17 protein-coding genes are annotated in these 18,507 nt (G+C 71.8%); 9 read left to right on the top strand and 8 right to left on the bottom strand.

The annotated features are described in order from the left end of the window. Positions 1-132 precede the first annotated feature (132 nt). Positions 133-1,305 (top strand): sensor histidine kinase, encoded by a 1,173-nt coding sequence (locus tag HII36_RS26135; RefSeq protein WP_217369979.1) that lies wholly within the window; start codon positions 133-135, stop codon positions 1,303-1,305. A gap of 14 nt (positions 1,306-1,319) precedes the next feature. On the opposite strand, the gene HII36_RS26130 is transcribed toward HII36_RS26135, so the two are convergent. The 7 genes from HII36_RS26130 to HII36_RS26100 all read right to left on the bottom strand — a co-directional run bounded on the left by HII36_RS26130 (position 1,320) and on the right by HII36_RS26100 (position 7,537). Continuing rightward, positions 1,320-2,570: an ABC transporter permease gene (locus tag HII36_RS26130; RefSeq protein WP_173525887.1), complete on the bottom strand. Its 1,251-nt coding sequence runs from the start codon at positions 2,568-2,570 to the stop codon at positions 1,320-1,322. After that, on the bottom strand, positions 2,567-3,379 hold the full coding sequence (locus HII36_RS26125; protein ID WP_173525886.1) for an ABC transporter ATP-binding protein: 813 nt from the start codon (positions 3,377-3,379) through the stop codon (positions 2,567-2,569). The genes HII36_RS26130 and HII36_RS26125 overlap by 4 nt, the downstream gene beginning before the upstream one ends. Further along, the gene (locus tag HII36_RS26120) at positions 3,376-4,437 is read right to left on the bottom strand and encodes an RND family efflux transporter (protein ID WP_173525885.1); all 1,062 of its coding nucleotides are present in this window, start codon (positions 4,435-4,437) and stop codon (positions 3,376-3,378) included. Before HII36_RS26120 ends, HII36_RS26125 begins: the two co-directional genes overlap by 4 nt. Next, positions 4,434-4,943 carry a hypothetical protein gene (locus tag HII36_RS26115; RefSeq protein WP_173525884.1) on the bottom strand — a complete coding sequence of 170 codons (510 nt, stop codon included), beginning with the start codon at positions 4,941-4,943 and terminating at the stop codon, positions 4,434-4,436. The genes HII36_RS26120 and HII36_RS26115 overlap by 4 nt, the downstream gene beginning before the upstream one ends. Before the next feature lie 121 nt (positions 4,944-5,064). Next, on the bottom strand, positions 5,065-5,718 hold the full coding sequence (locus HII36_RS26110; RefSeq protein WP_173525883.1) for a response regulator transcription factor: 654 nt from the start codon (positions 5,716-5,718) through the stop codon (positions 5,065-5,067). A gap of 6 nt (positions 5,719-5,724) precedes the next feature. Next, the gene (locus HII36_RS26105; RefSeq protein ID WP_173525891.1) at positions 5,725-6,864 is read right to left on the bottom strand and encodes a prephenate dehydrogenase; all 1,140 of its coding nucleotides are present in this window, start codon (positions 6,862-6,864) and stop codon (positions 5,725-5,727) included. A 184-nt stretch (positions 6,865-7,048) separates the two neighbouring features. After that, positions 7,049-7,537: a MarR family transcriptional regulator gene (locus HII36_RS26100; protein WP_173525882.1), complete on the bottom strand. Its 489-nt coding sequence runs from the start codon at positions 7,535-7,537 to the stop codon at positions 7,049-7,051. Here HII36_RS26100 and HII36_RS26095 point away from each other — a divergent pair. The 8 genes from HII36_RS26095 (at position 7,536) to HII36_RS26060 (ending at position 16,631) form a co-directional block, all read left to right on the top strand. Further along, the gene (locus HII36_RS26095; RefSeq protein WP_173525881.1) at positions 7,536-8,669 is read left to right on the top strand and encodes an FAD-dependent oxidoreductase; all 1,134 of its coding nucleotides are present in this window, start codon (positions 7,536-7,538) and stop codon (positions 8,667-8,669) included. The two genes, HII36_RS26100 and HII36_RS26095, sit on opposite strands and share 2 nt — an antisense overlap. 230 nt (positions 8,670-8,899) lie before the next feature. Next, complete coding sequence (locus HII36_RS26090) at positions 8,900-9,055, top strand: hypothetical protein (RefSeq protein WP_173525880.1); 156 nt, start codon at positions 8,900-8,902, stop codon at positions 9,053-9,055. A gap of 180 nt (positions 9,056-9,235) precedes the next feature. Next, entirely contained in the window at positions 9,236-10,312 is a 1,077-nt protein-coding gene (locus HII36_RS56890) for a TOMM precursor leader peptide-binding protein (RefSeq protein WP_173525879.1), read from the top strand. A 31-nt stretch (positions 10,313-10,343) separates the two neighbouring features. Beyond that, positions 10,344-11,813 carry a tetratricopeptide repeat protein gene (locus HII36_RS26080; RefSeq protein WP_173525878.1) on the top strand — a complete coding sequence of 490 codons (1,470 nt, stop codon included), beginning with the start codon at positions 10,344-10,346 and terminating at the stop codon, positions 11,811-11,813. Beyond that, entirely contained in the window at positions 11,810-12,547 is a 738-nt protein-coding gene (locus HII36_RS26075) for a cupin-like domain-containing protein (RefSeq protein ID WP_173525877.1), read from the top strand. Before HII36_RS26080 ends, HII36_RS26075 begins: the two co-directional genes overlap by 4 nt. Before the next feature lie 23 nt (positions 12,548-12,570). Beyond that, on the top strand, positions 12,571-14,196 hold the full coding sequence (locus HII36_RS26070) for a B12-binding domain-containing radical SAM protein (RefSeq protein ID WP_173525876.1): 1,626 nt from the start codon (positions 12,571-12,573) through the stop codon (positions 14,194-14,196). Next, positions 14,193-15,446 carry an MFS transporter gene (locus HII36_RS26065; protein ID WP_173525875.1) on the top strand — a complete coding sequence of 418 codons (1,254 nt, stop codon included), beginning with the start codon at positions 14,193-14,195 and terminating at the stop codon, positions 15,444-15,446. The genes HII36_RS26070 and HII36_RS26065 overlap by 4 nt, the downstream gene beginning before the upstream one ends. A gap of 9 nt (positions 15,447-15,455) precedes the next feature. Next, positions 15,456-16,631 (top strand): cytochrome P450, encoded by a 1,176-nt coding sequence (locus HII36_RS26060; protein WP_173525874.1) that lies wholly within the window; start codon positions 15,456-15,458, stop codon positions 16,629-16,631. A gap of 35 nt (positions 16,632-16,666) precedes the next feature. Here the strand turns inward: HII36_RS26060 and HII36_RS26055 are convergent, their stop codons facing one another. Then, a complete protein-coding gene (locus tag HII36_RS26055) occupies positions 16,667-18,454 on the bottom strand; it encodes an AfsR/SARP family transcriptional regulator (protein ID WP_173525873.1) in 1,788 nt (595 codons plus the stop codon). Between the last annotated feature and the right edge of the window lie 53 nt (positions 18,455-18,507).

Genomic DNA, 18,507 nt, shown 5'->3' with positions numbered 1-18,507 from the left:
AGGGCCGGTTTATCTCGCGCGGTCCATCGTCCCCGGCGGCGCATTCTGTCCACGAGTGGTCCAACCGCACGCGAAGTTCACTTGGACACCGCCGCCGCGCGCCGTTAGCCCCCGGCCCCTACGATGGGAGAGATGCTGGCCTCCCTGCGGTTCGTCACCTCCCCCCGGACGGTCCGGCTGCGGCTGACCCTGCTGTACGGAGTGCTGTTCGCCGCCTCGGGCGCGGTGCTGCTCACCATCACCTTCCTGCTGGTGTGGAACTCCCGGCGCAACGCCACGGCGCTGCGCTACGGCACCCTGGAGCCCGGCCTGCCCGCGCCCACCCCGTCACTCACCGTCGCCGAGCAGGCCCGCGATTACGTCCAGCGGCAGAACGAGGCCCTCATCCAGGACCTGCTGATCCAGTCGGTGTTCGCGCTCGCCATCATGACGATCATCTCGTTCGCGATCGGCTGGCTGATCTCCGGCCGGGTCCTGCGGCCGCTCCGCACGATGAACGACACGATCAGGCGGATCTCCGCGCGGAACATCCATGAACGGCTCGCCCTGGAAGGGCCCCGCGACGAGCTGCGGAATCTGGCCGACACCGTCGACGGGCTGCTCAGCAGGCTGCACGCCGCACTCGACGCGCACAAGCATTTCGTCGCCAACGCGGCGCACGAGCTGCGCACGCCGCTCACCGTGGAGCACGCGCTGCTGGAGGAGGCCCTGCTCGATCCCGGCGCCGACGCCGACACCCTGCGCTCCACCATGGGCACGCTGCTGACCATCAGCGAGCAGCAGGGGCGCCTGCTGGAGTCGTTGCTCACCCTGGCCGAGAGCGAGGGCGGGCTCGTCCACCGGCAGCCGGTCGATCTGGCGACGGTCACCGACCGGGTGGTCCGCGCGACCTCCACCGGTGACCTGCTGCTGCAGTCCACGCTCTCCTCCGCCCTGGCTTCTGGCGACCCGGCGTTGATCGAACGCCTCGTGGCGAACCTGGTCGACAACGCGGTGCGCTACAACGTGGCGGGCGGCCGGGTCGAGATCGTCACCGAGGTCACGGAGGGCTGGGCCGTCGTCTCGGTGCTGAACACCGGGCCGGTGATCCCGCCCGACCAGCTGGAACGTCTGCTCGAACCCTTCCAGCGGCTGGATCGCACCGTACGCAGCAACGGGCACCACGGGCTGGGCCTGTCGATCGTCCGCGCCATCGCCGCCGCGCACGACGCCCTGCTCTCCGCGCGGGCCAGGCCCGACGGCGGGTTGTCGGTGCGTGTCGCCTTCCCCCTCGCGGCCGGCCTGGCCCCGCGGAAGGAGCCTTGACGGGCCCGAGCCGGTCACACCGTGCGGAGTGCGGCGGTCGGCGACATCCGGGCCGCGCGGAGGGCCGGCAGCAGCCCGGAGAACGCACCGATGAGCAGCGCGGCGGCGATACCGCCCGCCCACGCCTGCACGGGGACGACGACGTCCCAGCCCCTGCCGGTCGCGTAGACCACGGTGGCCAGCGCGCCCGCGCCCACGCCGGCGACTCCGCCGAGTGCCGCGAGCAGGACCGCCTCACCGAGGAACTGCATGCGGATCTGCCCCTTCGTGGCGCCGAGTGCGCGGCGCAGGCCGATCTCCGAGCGGCGTTCGAGCACTGAGATGATCATGATGTTGGCGACGCCGACGGCGCCCACCACCAGTGCCACGGCCCCGAGGCCGAGGAAGAGGCTGTTGAAGGCTCCTTCGGCCGCGGCCCGGGCGGTCAGCGCGTCGGACGGCTGGCTGACGTTCACCTCGTTGGCGGCCTGGGGATTGGCGGTCCGCGCCAGCGCGGCCTGGACCTCCTCGACGTGATCGGTGGCCGTGCGGACGTAGAGCGTGGTGGGCGGGCCGTGCGTCGCCTCGCCGCCGGAGACGCTCACGTGTCCCAGATACTTGCCCGCCGCCGGGTAGCCGATCAGCACGCTCACGTCGATCTCCGGGGCCAGCGTGGCCGGCTGCAGAATGCCCGCGATGTGGAACCACTGGCCGCCGGCCCAGATGCGCAGGCCCGGATGGACGCGGTCGATCCCCAGCCGCTGCGCCGCCACCGACCCCAGCACCGCGACGGGGCCCTCGGCGGTGCCCGCGTTGAGCCAGCTCCCCCGATCCACGCCGATGGTCAGGACCGAGGGCAGGTTGAGGCTGGCGGCCCGGATCTGCAGGGCCCCGGTGTTGGCCGGGGGGACCATGGGGCTCCGGTACACCTTGGCGTCCTTGATCAACCCCACGTGCCCGACCTGCTGGGCGTGGGGGATGTGCGACACCCGCGCGGGCGCCTCAAGCGGCAGGTTCGCGTTCTGGCCGCCGAAGGTGCGTCCGGCCTCGGCCTTGAGCAGGTTGGTCCCGAGCCGGTCGATCTCCGCGAGGAGTCCCGCCTGCGAGGAGGAGGACAGGCCCAGAACTCCGACGATGGCGGCGGTGCCGATGGCGATTCCCAGCGCCGACAGGGCGGCACGCAGCGGCCGGGTGCGCAGCCCCACGTTGGCGATGCGCGCGCTGTCGCGGAAGGACAGCCGGGCCCTGCGGCCGACGCCTGGGCGTTCGTGCGTAGCCGTGCTCATCCGACCCCGTCCTGTTCGTACCGCTCCACCGCTTCGTACCGCTCCACCGCTTCATGCCGCTCCACCGCTTCATGCCGCTTCACCGCCGAGTCGTAGATCACTTGGCCGTCGCGCATCCGTATCTGGCGCGGCAGGGCGGCGGCGAGCTCCATGTCGTGCGTGACCACGATGATCGTCGCCCCGTCGGCATGCAGCTCGTGCAGGAGCTCCACGATCGACGTGCCGGTGACGCTGTCCAGGTTGCCGGTCGGCTCGTCGGCCAGGACGATCGCCGGCCGGCCGATCAGGGCGCGGGCGATGGCCACCCGCTGCCGTTCACCGCCGGAGAGCTTGGGCGGCCGGAAACCCGACCGGTGCGCCAGGCCGACCCTCTCGAGCGACTCCTCGGCACGCGCACGGCGCTCGGCCAGGCCCGCCCCGGTGTACAGCAGCCCGTCGGCGACGTTCTCCAGCACGGTGGCGTACTCGGCGAGGAAGAACTGCTGGAAGACGAAGCCGATGCGGTGCGCTCGCAGGAGGGACAGATCGGTGTCGGTCAGTCCGGCGACGTCGACGCCGTCGATCCGCACCGTGCCACCGCTGGGCCGCTCCAGCGTCCCCATCACGTGGAGCAGCGTGGACTTGCCCGAGCCGGACGGGCCGACGATCGCCGTCAGCTCGCCGCGGCGCACGGTGAAGCTCACCCCGCGCAGTGCGGGCACCGGCGGCTGCTCACCGTAGACCTTGGTGACCTCATCGAGCTCCAGGACCTTGTCCCGGTGCGCCGCCGTGACGGAGTTCCGCGCGGCGGGTTCGGCGGAGCGCCTCATATCGACGGCACCACCACTCTGTCGCCCGCGGCGAGGGCCCCCGTCACCTGGACACGCCCGGTGACGTTGTCGAACAGGCCGAGCTCCACGGGGACGATCTCCCGCCGCCCGTCGGCGCGCACCCGCTCCACCGCGAACCCGCCGGCGGCCCTGCCGATCACCGAGGTCACCGGCACGATCAGCGCGTCCTTCACGCCGCCGACCGTGATCTCCACCCGGACGGGGGCGTTGTCCAGCTTGCGCACGTCCTGCGGCCGGTCCAGGTCGACGAGGACCGGGATCGTGGTCTCGGTGGTTCCGGCCCCCGCGCCCTCCCCCCGCCTGGCGACCGCGCCGACCCAGATGACCTCGCCCGGGGTCGTCGTGTTGTCCGGCAGGGTGATCTGAACGCGATCCCCCACCTCGACCAGGCTCTGCTGGGCGGCGTTGAGATCCACGCCGACCTGGCGCTCCGCCAGCGACGCCTGCACGACCTCGGCGCCGACGCGGGCCCGGGTGCCGAGCCTGCCGGCGACCCCGATCACCCTGATGGAGACGGGCATGAAGACCGCGTCGCCCAGGGGGAGCTCGCCGGTCACCGGCATCCCGCGCTGCTTCTGCAGCTTCCGCAGCGCCCGCGCCGTCTTCGCGGTGAAGCGGTCTCCGCTCACCTTCAGGTTCTGGTTGAGCTGCCGGACGTCCTTGCCCTTCGCGCCGGCCGACAGGTCGCGATAGGCCGGGGTGTCGCCGCACAGCAGCAGCACCGGCTGGTCGTCGACGCGGTAGAACGTCTCCCCGCAGCCGACCTGGTCACCCTCCTGCGGTAACCGGGTGTAGATCCCGCTCGCCTGGTTGACCGCGGAGTACGGCGAGCCGTCGGGACGCTTGCGGTATCCGAGCGTCCCGTCGTCGGTGATCTGGGAGTCGAGCCGCCCCTTCGTCACCGCCGCCGTCTCCGGTGGGCGGGGCTGCGCGCTCGACGCGGTGCCGCCGGAATAGGTCAGCAGGACCGCCCCCGTGGCGACGGTGGCCGCGACGCCGGCCGCCAGACCGGTGATGACCCGGGATCTGCGCATCACTGCCCGCCGATGAGCCCGCCGGGGTTGAGCTCGCGGCAGGCTTCAGCCGCGGCCTTGTACTCCCGCGAGTTCCGGTCGACGTCCCCGCTCAGCAGCGCGCCGCCCTGCGGGTCGGGGAAGTCCGGGACGCCGTTCTTCCGCATGCACTCGGCGTACTTGATCATTTTCTGCTGCTGTTCGCCGGAGAGCTGACCGCCGCCGCCCAGGAACCCGGCGGGCTGCAGATCCTTGCACTTGTCCAGGGCCGTCTTCCACTGCGGCGAGCTGGGGTCCAGCACGGTGCCGCTCCTGAAGTTGGTGTTGAACTGACCGTCGACCGGGTCGGGGAAGTCCTTGAGCCCGTTGCCGCGCATGCACTCGGCGAACTTCACCGCCTTCGCCTGCACGTCCCCGGCCTGGTCTCCGCTGCCGGCGTTGCCGTTGCCGGAACCCTCGGGGTCCGGCCCGCTCGCGCAGCCCGCGACGATCAGCCCGACCGCCGCCAGTGTCATGATTGCCTTCCGCATGGCGCCTTTCTCCTGTCCGGTGAACCTCTCGGCACTTGTCTACGGGAGGGGCGGTGACAGGGACGTCAGGCGTCTTGTGACCGTGGTGTGACGCACCACCGGCCACCAGGCCGCGCGGCGATCAGATCCGGTAGCCCACGCGGGGCACGGTCTCGATCAACGGGGGCGGCCCCAGCTTCGACCGAAGCCGGTTGATCGTCGCCTTGACGGTGGTGGTGAACGGGTCGGCCTCCTCGTCCCACACCCGTTCCAGCAGCTCCTCGGCAGGGACGACGCGACCTCCGGCGGCGAGCAGATACTCCAGCACGGCCAGTTCCTTCGGCGCCAGCGGCAGCCGCATGCCGGCTCTCGTCGCCACCCGCCCGGCCGGGTCGAGCCGCAGATCGCCGTGGACCAGGATGGGTGGCGTGGGCGGCTGCGCGCGCCTGCCCAGCGCGCGGATCCGGGCCACGAGCTCGGCGAAGGCGAAGGGCTTGGGCAGGTAGTCGTCGGCGCCGAGGCTCAGGCCGGCGACCCGGTCGGCGATCGTGCCCGAGGCGGTGAGCATCAGCACCCGCGTCCGCCGGGCCCCCGCGGCGAGCTCGCCGCACAGGTCGTCACCGTGCATGCCGGGGATGTCCCGGTCCAGGACCACCACGTCGTAGTCCACCACGAAGAGCCGCTCGTGCGCGTCGTCGCCGTCGTAGCTGACGTCGACGGCCATGCCCTCCCGGCGCAGCACCCTGGCCACGGAATCGGCCAGCTCGACCTGATCTTCCACCACGAGCACACGCATACCGCTCTATCCTGCCCCGACCTCAGTCACAACCGGGTCACAGTGTCCCGGCCACAGCTCCGACACGTACCAACCGTGGAACTGCAGCGCCTCGGTCAGGCGCTCGGCGTCCCGCGGCCGTACGGAGATCTCGGCCACGGCGACGGGCAGACCCGGCGAGTGCTCGAGTCGGACGTCCTCGATGTTGACCTCGGCGAGCCCGGAGGCGTTGAACAGCCGGCCGAGCTCGCCGGGCCGGTCCTGCAGGACCACCTGGAGCACGGCGTAGTCGCGGGCGGGCCCACCGTGCTTGCCGGGGATCCTGGCTCGCCCCGAGATCCCCCTCCGCAGCAGGTCCGTGATCACGTCCAACTGGCCGATGCGCAGCGCGGTCGCCGCACGGGTGAGGTCCCTGGCGATTCCGGCGACCTCGTCGGCGACCGGGAGTGCGTTCCCGGCCAGGATCGCCCGCCACAATCGCACGTCGCCGCCCGCGATCCGGGTCACGTCGCGCAGCCCCTGGCCGGCCAGCTCCAGCGCGACGGGCCTTTCCCGGAGATGATCGGGCTCGTGCCCGTCCGCCCGCTCCAGCGCCGCCGCCACGGCCGCGGCCACGACGTGCGGGGCGTGCGACACCAGGGCGACCGCGTCGTCGTGCTCCCGTGCTCCGACGTCGATCTCCTGGCCTCCGCAGAGTGAGATCAGCTCGCGCGCCAGCCGGACGGACTCGACGGAGGTCTCCGGCCCCGGGCAGAGCGCCCAGGGACGGCCAAGGAAGAGGTCGACGCGGGCGGCGGTGGGGCCGGAGCGCTCCCGCCCGGCCAGCGGATGACCTGGGACGAATGTGGTCATGTCACACCCGAGCCGGGCCGCCGCGGCCGTCGGCTCGGCCTTGACGCTGGCCACGTCGGTGTACGCGCGGGCGGCGCCCCGCTTCTGCAGATCGGCCAGGACCTCGGCGATCAGGTCCGGCGGCACCGCGAGCACCCCGAGGTCGGCGGGCTCACCCTGCCACGGCTGACCGGCGCCGAGTTCGCGCGCGAGCCGCACGGCGTCCTCGTCCACGTCGGAGAGCGCGACCGTCACGCCGCGGCTGCGCAGGGCGAGCGCGATCGAGGTGCCGATGAGACCCACCCCGACGACGAGCACTGTGGATAGTTTCCGCATGAGCACCACGATCTTGGTCAAGGGGCTTCAAGGAAGACGAGCGGCTTCGCTGGGGGATGTGGACTCCTTGATAGTGCACGCCTGGAAGCGGCGTCGAGCCTGTCCACCCTCGGTGTCCGTGGACGAGACTCGCCGGAAACCAGGAAACCCCGGCTCACCGAGCTGGATCGAGAGTTCTTCGGAGCTACCTGGTGCCCCGCGCCCTGGTGGCATGACTCCGGCCGGCTTTCCGAAGCTGAAGCGTCTCCCGCACGGCGACCTCCCGAGCCGTCCGCGCGAACTCCACCAGAAACCGCAGCTGCTCCTCCTCGAACCGGGCGATCTCCTCGGTGAGGAACCGGGCCATGGGCTCGTAGAGAGCCGCCAGTTCCTCGGCCCGATCGGGCAGCGGGCGAATGACGACCCGCCGCCGGTCATCCGGGTGCGGCTCCCGGCGCACGAACCGGTTCTCCTCCATCCGGTCGAGCATCTTGGTGACCGCCCCGGTCGTCATCCCCATCCGCTCGGCCAGCGCGGTGGGTGTGTCAGCCTCTCCGGTGCCGACCAGATTCAGGCAGTGCAGATCACCCGGCGGCACCCCCAGCTGATCGGCGACCGCGTTCTGGAACAGCGTGGTCGCACTGACGAACCGCGGAATCTCAGCGAGTGCCGCCGCGACGAGATCTGTTGACATGCCCGACCCTCGCCTCGGATCGACGGTGTTCGAAGCCCACCACGACACCGCGCACGGGGTCGGCGCGACGATGGGCCTGTCCACCAACGGCCTGGCCGCGCTCCAGGCCCTCGACGCCCACCTGCCGGTACGGCACGCCGGATTCCCCGTTCCGCGCGGAGTCCTGTGGCTGGGCAACGGCCGCAGGCTCGGGGAGGATGTCCGGGAGCCGTTACCGGACGGGACGACAGCCATCCAGCTCCTGCGCTCCGATCTGTACGGCACGCTGCGCGAACTGGCGGCCGAGCGCGGGATCCGGACAGTGCACGGCAAACGCCTCGCCAGGATCACGCACGGCCGCGATCACGTGATGGCCCACTTCGCCGACGGCAGCCGAGAAGCCGGGGACGTGCTCATCGGCGCCGATGGCATGCACTCGGTGACCAGGGCCGAGATTGACCCGAAGGCCCCTCGCCCCCGCTACTCGGGCATCTTCGGCACCGGCGGATTCGCCCGCGACATCGAGGTGGACGCCGAGCCGGGCGATTTCCACATGGTGTTCGGCAAGAAGGCCTTCTTCGGCTACACCGTCCGGGACGACGGCTGCGTCTGGTGGTTCGTCAACATCCCGGCGTCGAAAGAGCCCGACCCGGCCGCGCCGGCCGCCGTCAGTGACAGCGAATGGCACGCTCGCCTGCAGGCGCTCCACGCTCGCGACGCTTCACCGGCGAGCCGCATCATCGGCGCCACGCCGCCCGCCTACCAGTGGTTCGTCTCGCATCAGATGGCGGCGCCGCGCGTATGGTCCCGTGGGCGTGCCGTGCTGATCGGAGACGCCTGTCATGTCACCTCGCCCAGCTCCGGCCAGGGGGCGTCGATGGCGATCGAGGACGCCGTCGAGCTCGCCCGGTGCCTGCGGGACCTGCCCGTCGAGCAGGCCTTCGCCGCATACCAGCGGTTGCGTGAGCCGCGATTACGGCGGATACACGCGGGGGCGAAGCAGATCAATTGGAGTAAATCCGCGACCGGATTCGGACGGATGATCCGGGACGCGATGTTCCCGGCGATGATGCGCAGGTTCAACCGGCCGGAGGTGCTCGCCTGGCTGCACGAGCACCGGATCGACTTCGAACGCCCCGTGACCGCCGATTGACTCGTCGTCCCGCGGACGATGCCGAATTCCCGGCCTTGCACGGAATGGTTGTCCGGCGTCCGGACCGTTCATCTCAAGAAAGTAGCAAGAAAAATTCAAGGAAAACTCCGGAGCCATATTCTCGGGCCTGCCGAACATTATTGACGCCCCGTCCGCGACTACTTATGGTCAAAATCACCGCGCCGCCATAAAAGGCGTGCGCCATGAATGGAAAGGGAAGGGGAGAGGTCATGGACCCGGAAGTGCGGAGTGAATCGGCGGCCGGCGCGCTCACGGCCACCGATGTCGACGTGGAGGTCATCAGCGTCGAGGAGCAGGAGAAGAAGATCAGCTCCACGATCGAGGGCCTGCCCGACGCGGCGGCGATTCTGACGTACGAAGAATAGGTCAATGGCCCTGAGCCGGTAGGCCGAAGCTTCGAGTGCACGAGCCAGAGGACGGCGCTCGATGATTCGGGCGCCGTCGGCGCGTATTGTCCTGCCACTCGGCGAACAACGTGGCACCTGAAAGCAGTCCGATTCGGGAGGAGCGACGTGTACGAAACCGCTGATGTACATCCCCAGCGCGTGAGCGGCTGGGGCCTTTTTGAATTCGAGGACGGCGCGCTCGTCGTCGCCAGGGACCTGCGCAGAGTCGTCATACGGACGCAGCCGGAGGCGGGCCTGCCCGCCCAGGCCATCAGGGACCTGTTCGAGCTGCTCGACGGCAGCCGCTCGGTGGACGGCGTGATCGACGCGATCCAGGACCGCCACCCGAAGGTCTCACCCACGGCCGTCCGCCGGCTGGTGCGCATGCTGGGCGACCGGCGCGTCCTGGTCGACGCCCAGGCGCCGGTGCCCGCCGGCCTGACGCTGGACGACGTGGCCGCCTACCGCCGTCACCTCGCCTACTACGCGGACTTCGAGACCGAGCAGCGCAGCCGCTTCGACATCCACCTGGCGGTGAAGCGGTCGCGGGTGATGCTGGTGGGTCTGGGCGGGGCGGGCAGCCTGATGGCGGCCTCGCTGGTCTCCTCGGGGGTGCGGCGCCTGATCGGCATGGACGGTGACGCCGTCGAAGCCGACAATCTGCACCGTCAGCTGTTCTTCACCGCCGACGACATCGACAAGCCGAAGGCCGTGGCGCTCAAGGCACGCCTGGAGGCACGGACCCCGGACCTGGAGTTCACGGCCGTGCCCAGGTACATGATGGCGGCCGGCGAACTGGAGGACCTGCTCGACGACGTGGACCTGGTGATCCACCTGGCCGACTACCCGCCCAGGGGCTCGCGCCTGGAGACGACGCGCGCGTGCGTGCGGCGGCGGGTCCCGGTGCTGATGTTCTTCAACTCCTACGCGGGCCCCTTGTGCGTCCCCGGCAAGACCGCCTGCTTCCGCTGCTACGAACGGCTCTCGGCCAAGGTCCACACGGACTACCGCGGAGTCGCGGACCAGCTCGACCGGCATTACCCGTACACCTCGCGCACGCGGCCCGGGATGAACATGCTGATGTGCGGCCTGGCCACCTGGGAAGCCGTCTCCTTCCTGGCCGGCACCGAGACGCCCGCGACGATCAACGGGATGGTCACGGTGAACGCCCCCTCCGGTGAGGCGCGGCGCATCCCCGTGGACCGTGACCCCGGCTGCGACGTCTGCGGCGATTGACAGTCCAGAAACGACAAACCCGGAGAGCGCCATGTCGGGCAGCGCCCGTTTCAAGTCGGTCAGCACGGTCAGAGTCGTCTTCCGCCGCCCGGCGGCCGGCGCCCGTGAGCACCGCGTCCCTGCGATCAGCGGCCGGCCCCTGCTCGCCACCCCTCTCGCGCCACCCGCCGGGCACGGGCCGCTCGGCCTGCTGTACGCGCCGTACCTCGACCTCAGGGAGGCGTCGTACGGCGCCCTGCACGCCCAGGGCGTCGGGCTGGCCTTCCGCAACGTCGAGCGGGGAGTGCCGCCGTTCCATTGGCATCAGCAGGTCCATCCACCGGCGTTCCGCCCCTTGCTGGCCCGGCACCTCGGGGTCCCGGCGGTGGCGCTCACCTCGCCGGTCGAGGCGTTGCGTGACGCCGGCGACGGCCGGGCGGCACGACTCGCCGAATGGGTCGCCGCCGTCGCCGAGCTGACCGCGTCGCAGCGCGTCGCCCTGGCCAAGCTCCTGGTCAAGCTCGGCTTCGACCGGTTCGCCCTCGATCTGTTCGCCCTCGATCTGTTCGGCGAGCAGGACGTGGCGGGCGCGGGTGAGGCCCACGCCGATCTGGCGTACGTCCTCGCAGCGGCGCGCTCCACCCTCTTCACCGGTTATGCCCTGGGCCCGCCGGGCACGTCCGTCGAGTACTGGCCGTCGGATCTCGAGCGCCTGGCGGCGTGCGCTCCGCCCGGCAGCCGGGCACGCCTGTCCGCCGCGATGCTGCTGTGCGTGCTGTTCGGCAAGATCGTCAAGGACGCCGACGCGGTGCGCCACTACGCCGGGGTGGCCCGCGCCGCCTTCGAGGGGCTGGACCACGGCGACGATCCGTTCCACCGGGACCTGGGGCGCAGCAAGATGTTGCGCGCGGTCGCGTTCGAGCCCATGCTGCGCGGTGCCCGGGAGGAGGTGACGCGACAACTCGGCGAGGCGGAGGAACTGGCCCGCGGACTGCCCGCGGACACCCCCGACCAGGCGCTGCTCAAGGCGGACAACCTCGCCACGATCTTGGAGACGCGCTGCCGCGAGGCGCAGTGGCTCGGCGACCTCGACCTCGCGGAGGAGCGCATCCGGGAGAGCGCCGCACGCAACAAGCTGGACCCCATGCGGCACATGGTGCTCGGCGAGGTGCTCAAGCAGCGTGGCAAGTGGCCGGAGGCCGCCGCGGCCTTCGAGCGCAGCGCCTGGCTCGGCCCTTCGACCAGTCCCTTGGCCTGGTTCATGGCCGGGTACGCCCGGGAGCGGCTGGGCGACCTGGAGCACGCCGTCACCTGCTACCTGTCCTGCCTGGCCATCGATCCCGGCGCGGTCTCCGCCACGTCGCGGCTGCGCCACCTGCTGCCCCGCACGGGCCTGCCGGAGCTGGTGGAACCGTGCCTGGAACACCTGCGTACGGTGCTCGGCGAGCAGGAGCCCGCGCCCGCCGCCGCGTCCCGGCGCGTCTGGGAAGCGGCGGCCGTATCAGAAGCAGCGGCCGTATGAGGACCCGGACACCGGCCGAGATCGAGTCGATCGCGTTCGCCCCGCCGGTCGTCGCGCGGTTCCGGCACGACTACCTGGACCAGCGGCCTGTCGTCCTGACGGGTGCCGCGCGCGGGCTGCCGGCCCTGTCCCGGTGTACCCGGGAAGCGCTCGTCGCGATGTTTCCCGACCGGCTCTTCCCCTGCTACGAGAGCCGGCGCGGCCAGGCCATCTCCACCCACACCGACCTGCACGACGTGGTGTCCCAGACCGGGATGACGGTCACGGACTTCGCGGCGAAGGCGGCGAAGGCGGTGAGCGGGGACGAGTGGCGGGCGCAGTTGCGGCTCCGGCTGTCCGACCCGGAGGTGCGCGAGCGTCTCGAACCGGAGTTGCGGTACCCGGAGGAGCTGTTCTCCGCCCCCGCCGACCCAGAGGTGACGGCCGTCTGGCTGGCCTCTCCCGGAAGCCGTACGCCGATCCACCGCGATGGAGGAGACGGGCTGCTGGGCCAGATCGCGGGGCACAAGCGGGCCTATCTCTTCCCTCCGCACGCCGAAGAGCGCGTCCTGGCTCAGATCGCCGCCATCAGATCCTGGCCCGGCACGTACGAGTCCTACGCGGCCTCCTGCGACGACCCACCGGCCTGTCTGGCCGCCACCCTGTCACCGGGCGACGCGCTGTACATCCCGCGTGGCTGGTTCCACGACATCGACAGCATCGACGTCTCCGCGTCACTCGTGCTGCGTAACTGATCATCACTGGAGGTCACCCAGCCATGCGCATACTCCTGGTGAACATGCCGACGCCACCGAAGGTGTCCTTCGGGCGGCGCAGCCAGCCGCTCGGAGTCGCCTACCTCGCCGCCTACCTGCTCGAACGGGGGCACGATGTCGAGATCCATGAGGGCAGCAGCGACTCCGGGGGGCTCGACGGCCTGGTCGAGCGGTGTCTGTCGGAGCGGGCCGGGCTGATCGGGTTCTCCACCACCACCCCGTCGTTCCCCATGGTGGGACAGGCTGCCGCCCGCTACCGCGCGGCCGGTGGACAGGCGCTCCTGGTGGCGGGCGGGCATCATGTGAGCGCGGTGCTCCCGACGACCGTGCTGGCCGAGGTACCCGAACTGGACGCCGTGGTGAGCGGCGAGGGCGAGCAGACCCTGGCCGAACTGGTCGAGGCGCACGCGAGCGGCGCGGACTTCACCGGAATTCGCGGCCTGAGCTTCCGCAGGGGCGAAGAGCTGGTCTGGAACGGATCGCGCAAGCTCCTGTCCTCGCTGGACTCGTTGCCGCTGCCGGCCCGCCACCTGCTGCCACCGCTCAGCGAGTACGCCGGCGTGCGCCGCTGGCCCACGCTCGACGTGGTGCCCTGCGCCACCATCGCGGCCAGCCGCGGCTGCCCCTACCGCTGCTCCTTCTGTGACATCCAGTCCTTCTACCGTCGCGAGGACGGGCCGATGCGCCGGGTCAGGCGGCCGGAGTCGGTGGCCGAGGAGATGGCGATGGTCCGCCGCGACCACGGCGCCGAGCACTTCGCCTTCGTCGACGACCTGTTCCCGTACGCGCCGAACTGGGTGCGGCGCTTCTCCGACGCCCTGGTCGAGGCCGACAAACCGGGCACGTTCTCGTTCGCCGCCCGCGCCGACCACGTCGTCAAGCATCCGGCCCTGCTCGACGCGCTCGCCGTGGGCGGCTGCTCGTCGATCGAGATGGGGATCGAGAGCGGCAGCCAGAGCGTGCTCGACCGGTACCAGAAGGACCTGACCGTCGAGGTCAACCTGGAGGCGATCCGCCTCATCCAGGCCTCCGGCATCCGCACGATCATCGACTACATCATGTTCGACCCGTGGTCGACGCCCACGGAACTGGCGGAAAGCCTCGACTTCCTGGAGGCGGCGGGAGCCGACGCGGGCTATCCCACCACGGCTTACAGCAGGCTGACCTTCTACCCGGGCACGCCGCTCTACGACCGGTGGGCGGCCGGGCCGATGCCGGAGCAGGACGACCCGAAGTGGTTCGAGAACCCGGAGGTCCACCGGATCTGGGCGGCGCTGGGCGGCTTCCGCGACCGGGCGCAGCATCGCATCAACGAGGAGATCGAGGCCTGGCGCCTCATTCACCGCGAGGCCGTGCAGGGCCAGGCCGAGGACGCGCGGCGGGCCGCCATTCAGCAGATGTACCGCCTGCGCCGCCTGCCGCACCAGGCGCTGCGCGAGCTGGTGTCCATGACGCTGAAGGACGGGCTCGACGAGGCCGGGTCGGCGGCGGTGGCCGGCCGGTCGATGGCCGTCCTGGACGCCTCCCGCGCCGAGCGGGACGACCTGGCCGCTCGTGACGGGGCTTGCGGGCCGCTGTCCGGCGCGGTCTCGGGTGCCGCCGACCAGTTGCTCAGCGCGTGCGAGTGAGCGCGGGCAGAGGCACGGAAGGCGCCGCGAGCGGGCTGGTGCGCGGGGTGCGGGGGGCGGGGCGGCCGTACCGGTTCTTCATGGGGGCGCGGCTGCTCTCGCTGCTGGGCGACCACATGTTCAGGATCGCCCTCGCCTTCGCGGTGCTGGAGGCGGGGCATCCGCCCGCGGTGCTGGGCGTGGTCGTGGCGGCCGAGCTGGTGCCGAAGATCGTCCTCACGCCGTTGGCGGGAACGTGGTGCGACCGGCTCGACCGCAAACTCGTCCTCGTGATCGGCGATCTCGTGGCGGCGGCGATCACCGCGGCCTTGGTCGCTGTTCTCTTGCTGGGGGCCGCCACCGTGCCGGTCCTGGTGCTGCTGGCCGCGCTCCTGGGCGCGGCGACGTCGTTCTTCGACCCGGCCGCCGTGGGCCTGATCGCCGAGATCGTGCCCGAACCTCGGCGCCGGGAGGCCAGCGCCGCGCTGGGGCTGGCCTCGAGCGCCGCGATGTTGGTGGCGCCCGCCGTCGCGGGCGGGCTGGTGGCGCTCATCGGACCGGCTCCGGTCATCGCGATCGACGCGATCAGCTTCGCGCTCAGCGCCGCCCTGCTGCGGAGAATACGCTCCGGCGGACGGCGGCCGTCTCCGCCCAGCCGGCCGTCAATGCTGGACGACCTGCGCGAGGGGTGGCGCGAGTTCGCCAGGCAACGATGGTTGTGGCTGCTGAGCACGCAGTTCGCGGCGTTCGTGTTCTGCGGGCTCGCCCTGTTCACCGTGCTGGGCCCGGTGGTCGCGCGGGACCGGCTCGGCGGCGCGGCCGCCTGGGGGTTGATCCAGGCCGGGCTGGGCGTCGGGTACCTGACCGGGCGGCTGGCGTCGTTCCGGTTCCGGCCCGCGCGCCCGGCGCGGGCGGCCTGCCTGCTGGTGGCGGCGACGGTCCCGGCCAACGTGGCGCTGGCCTTCGCGGGCTCACCGGTGCCCGTGCTCCTCGGCCAGGCGCTCACCGGCTGCGCCCTGGCCATGTACGCCACGCTCTGGACCACGCTGGTGACCACCCGGATCCCGCAGGACCGGCTGTCCCGGGTGGTGGCCACCGACCAGGCGGTCTCGCTGACGCTGCTCCCGCTGGCCTCCGTCGCCGCGGTGGCCGTGGCGGACGCGGTCGGCTTCCGCGCCGCGCTCGTCGGCGGGGCCGTCGTGACCGTGCTGATCACCGCGCTCGTCGCCGGCACCCGGGCGATCGGCGCGGTACGCGACACGCCATCGTAAGGAGGAGGCATGGAAGGCATGCAGGACAGCGTGCAGGACGGGAAGCCCGAGGGCTGCCCGGGCATCCGCAGGATCACCACACCCGCCGGCGATCCCGCCTGGCTCGTGACCGGTTATGACGCCGCCAGGGCGTTGCTGGCCGACAACCGGGTCGGCCGGTCCCACCCGGACCCGGCCAACGCGCCACGTTTCTCGGAGTCCACCTTGTTCGGCCGCCCATGGGGCACGGTGGAGACCGAGCGGGCCGAGCATGCCAGGATGCGGCGGCTGATGGCCCGCGCGTTCTCCTCCGGCCAGTCGGAGGCCCTGCGTCCGCAGATCCGGGAACTGACGGAACGGTTGCTCGACGACCTGGCCGCGCTGCCCCGGCCCGCCGACTTCCACCAGGCGGTGTCCCAGCCGCTGCCCGCGCTCGTCGTCGCGATGCTGCTGGGAGTGCCCGTGGAGGACCGTGACCGGTTCCACCGCTGGTCGGACGACTGGACACACGCCGATGACCACCAGCGGGCGCGCTCGGGCATGGAGAACCTGCGGGCGTACATGACCGAGCTGGTGAGGCACAAGCGCGACAAACCCGGCGACGACGCGATCTCGGACCTGCTGGGCGTGGCCGACGGCTCGGGCGAGCTGACGGAGACGGAGGTCGTCGCGCTGGCCACGACGCTGCTCTTCGCCGGCAACGAGACCACCGTCGCCGCGATCAGCAAAGGAGTCCTGCTGCTGCTCGGCGACGAGGAGGCGCGGGTGGCGCTGTGGCGGAACCCGGACCTGGTGCCGGGCGCCGTCGAGGAGATCCTCCGGGTACGCAACCCGCTGCCCAAGGACCCGGCCACCGAACAGCTCGGCATCGTCCGTTACGCCCACCACGACATCGAGGCGGCCGGGGCCGCGATCAGGACCGGTGACCTGATCCTCGTCCGAAAACTGGACGCCAACCAGGACTCCCGCGTCTTCCCCGACCCCACGCGCTTCGACGTCACTCGCCACCCGAACCCGCACCTGACGTTCGGCTTCGGATCGCGCTACTGCCCCGGCGCGCCGCTGGCGCGCGCCGAGCTGCAGGTGCTCTTCGCCGCCTTGCCCCGGAGGTTCCCCCGGCTGCGGCTGGCCTTCCCCGACGACATGCCGCGTCGCCGGCCAGGACGGCTCACGCCGCATCCGGTGGACCTGCTGGTCACGTGGTGATCGAGCACGACACGCAGGCAGGGCGCCAACCGGCGTCAGGCCGGATGCGATGGCACCCGGGCCAGGGCGCGGGTCCGTTCAAGTGCGGGGTCCTCGGTCATGGCCCGCTCCCGCGCGTACGCCCGAGTCAGCTCGTGCATCTCGAAGCTGATCTCTCCGGCGTCGTCGGCCGACGCGTCGAGCAGGCAGAGGTCCACGAGCCTGGCCAGCGTGTCGTGCACCGCGGGCAGGGCCGCACCGACGAGCGCGGCGGCCACCGACGCCGGGAAGGGCCGCGCCTCGACCAGTCCGAGCAGCCGGAACAGGTGGCGGGCCGGCGCGTCCAGCAGCCGGTAGGCCGCGGCCAGCGCCGCACGCACGTCGGCCGGGCCGTGGCTCAGCTCGTCGAGGCAGCGCCGGGGGCCGGACAGCTTGCCCACCAGGTGCCGGACCGGCCAGTGCGGGCGGGCGGCGAGGCGGGCCCCCGCGATCCGGACGGCCAGTGGCAGTCCCGCGCATCGCTCGATCAGGGCAGCCGACGGCTCCGGCTCCCGTGACACTCGCTCGTGCCCGACGATCCTGCTCAGCAGTTCCAGCGCCTGATCGCGGGTGAGCATGCCGAGGTGCCACTTTCCCGCCCCGGGTAGCCCCGCCAGCCGGTACCTGCTGGTCACCACGACCGCGCAGCCGGGCGTACCGGGAAGCAGCGGCTGGATCTGCGCCTCGCCGGCGGCGCCGTCCAGCACCACGACCATCCGCCGCCCGGCGAGCAGGGCGCGGTACATCTCGGCGCGCGGCTCCAAACCGTCCGGGATCGAACGGTGATCGACGTTCAGCGCCCGCAGGAACCGTTCGAGTACGGCGGCGGGGTCGGCGGGACGCGGGTCCAGCCCGTGCAGGTCCACGTAGAGCTGGCCGTCGGGAAAGGCGTCGCGCAACCGGTGGGCGGCGTGCACGGCCAGCGCGCTCTTGCCCACGCCGGCCGGGCCCGAGATCACCGCCATGCCGACGCCGTGCTCGCGGCCGGCGAGGAGATGCCCGGACAGCTCGCGCAGGGCCGGCTCGCGGCCGACGAAGTCGGCGAGCGCGGCGGGAAGCTGGAACGGGCCGCCGCCGCCCGGCGCGCGGGTCGTCTTCGAGCTCGTCGACTCGGGGTGGGCCAGCAGGATCTGCTGAAGCAGGGTGCGCAACTCCGGTCCAGGGGTGACGCCGAGCCGGCTCTCCAGGTGCTCCGCGAACTCCTCGTAAACCCGCACCGCCGCCACCTGCCGCCCGCATCGGCACAGCGCCGTCATGAGCTGGGCGGCCAGCCGCTCGTCCAGGAGATGGGCCGGCGCCATCTCGTGGATGCGCGCCACGACCCGCTCCGCGTGTCCGGAGTCGAGCTGAATCTCGTGGTAGCGGAGCGCAGCGGCCACCCGTACCTCGCCGAGCCGGACCCGGGCGCCCGCGGCCCAGGGGCCGGGCAGGCCCGCCAGAGGCTCGTGCCGGCACAGGTCGAGGGCCTCATGCAGCAGCGCCGTCGCCTGCCTGCCCTCGTGGACGACCTGCGCCTCGTCGACGAGCCGCAGGAAACGGTGCAGGTCGACCCGCTCCGGCTCGATCGGCAGCAGGTAACCGCCCGCGTGGCGTTCCAGCTCGACTCCGCCCGCGTGCAGGACCCCGCGCAGCCGGGCGATGTAGGAGTGCAGGGTGCCCCGCGCCCCCGGAGGCGCGGCCGCCCCCCACAGCCCATCCACGAGCTGGTCACCCAGGACTACCTCGCCCGCGTCCGACAGGAGCATCGCGAGCACGGACCGCTGCTTGGCCGGCCCGAGGCGGATCTCCCGTCCGTCGTCGGACATCGCTTGCGTGGGACCTAGCAACCTGAACCGCAACGTGTCGCCCTCCCCTTGAG

The sequence above is a fragment of the Nonomuraea antri genome, assembly GCF_013283785.1.
GTDB lineage: Bacteria > Actinomycetota > Actinomycetes > Streptosporangiales > Streptosporangiaceae > Nonomuraea > Nonomuraea antri.
This window is presented reverse-complemented; position numbering and strand designations above follow the sequence as displayed.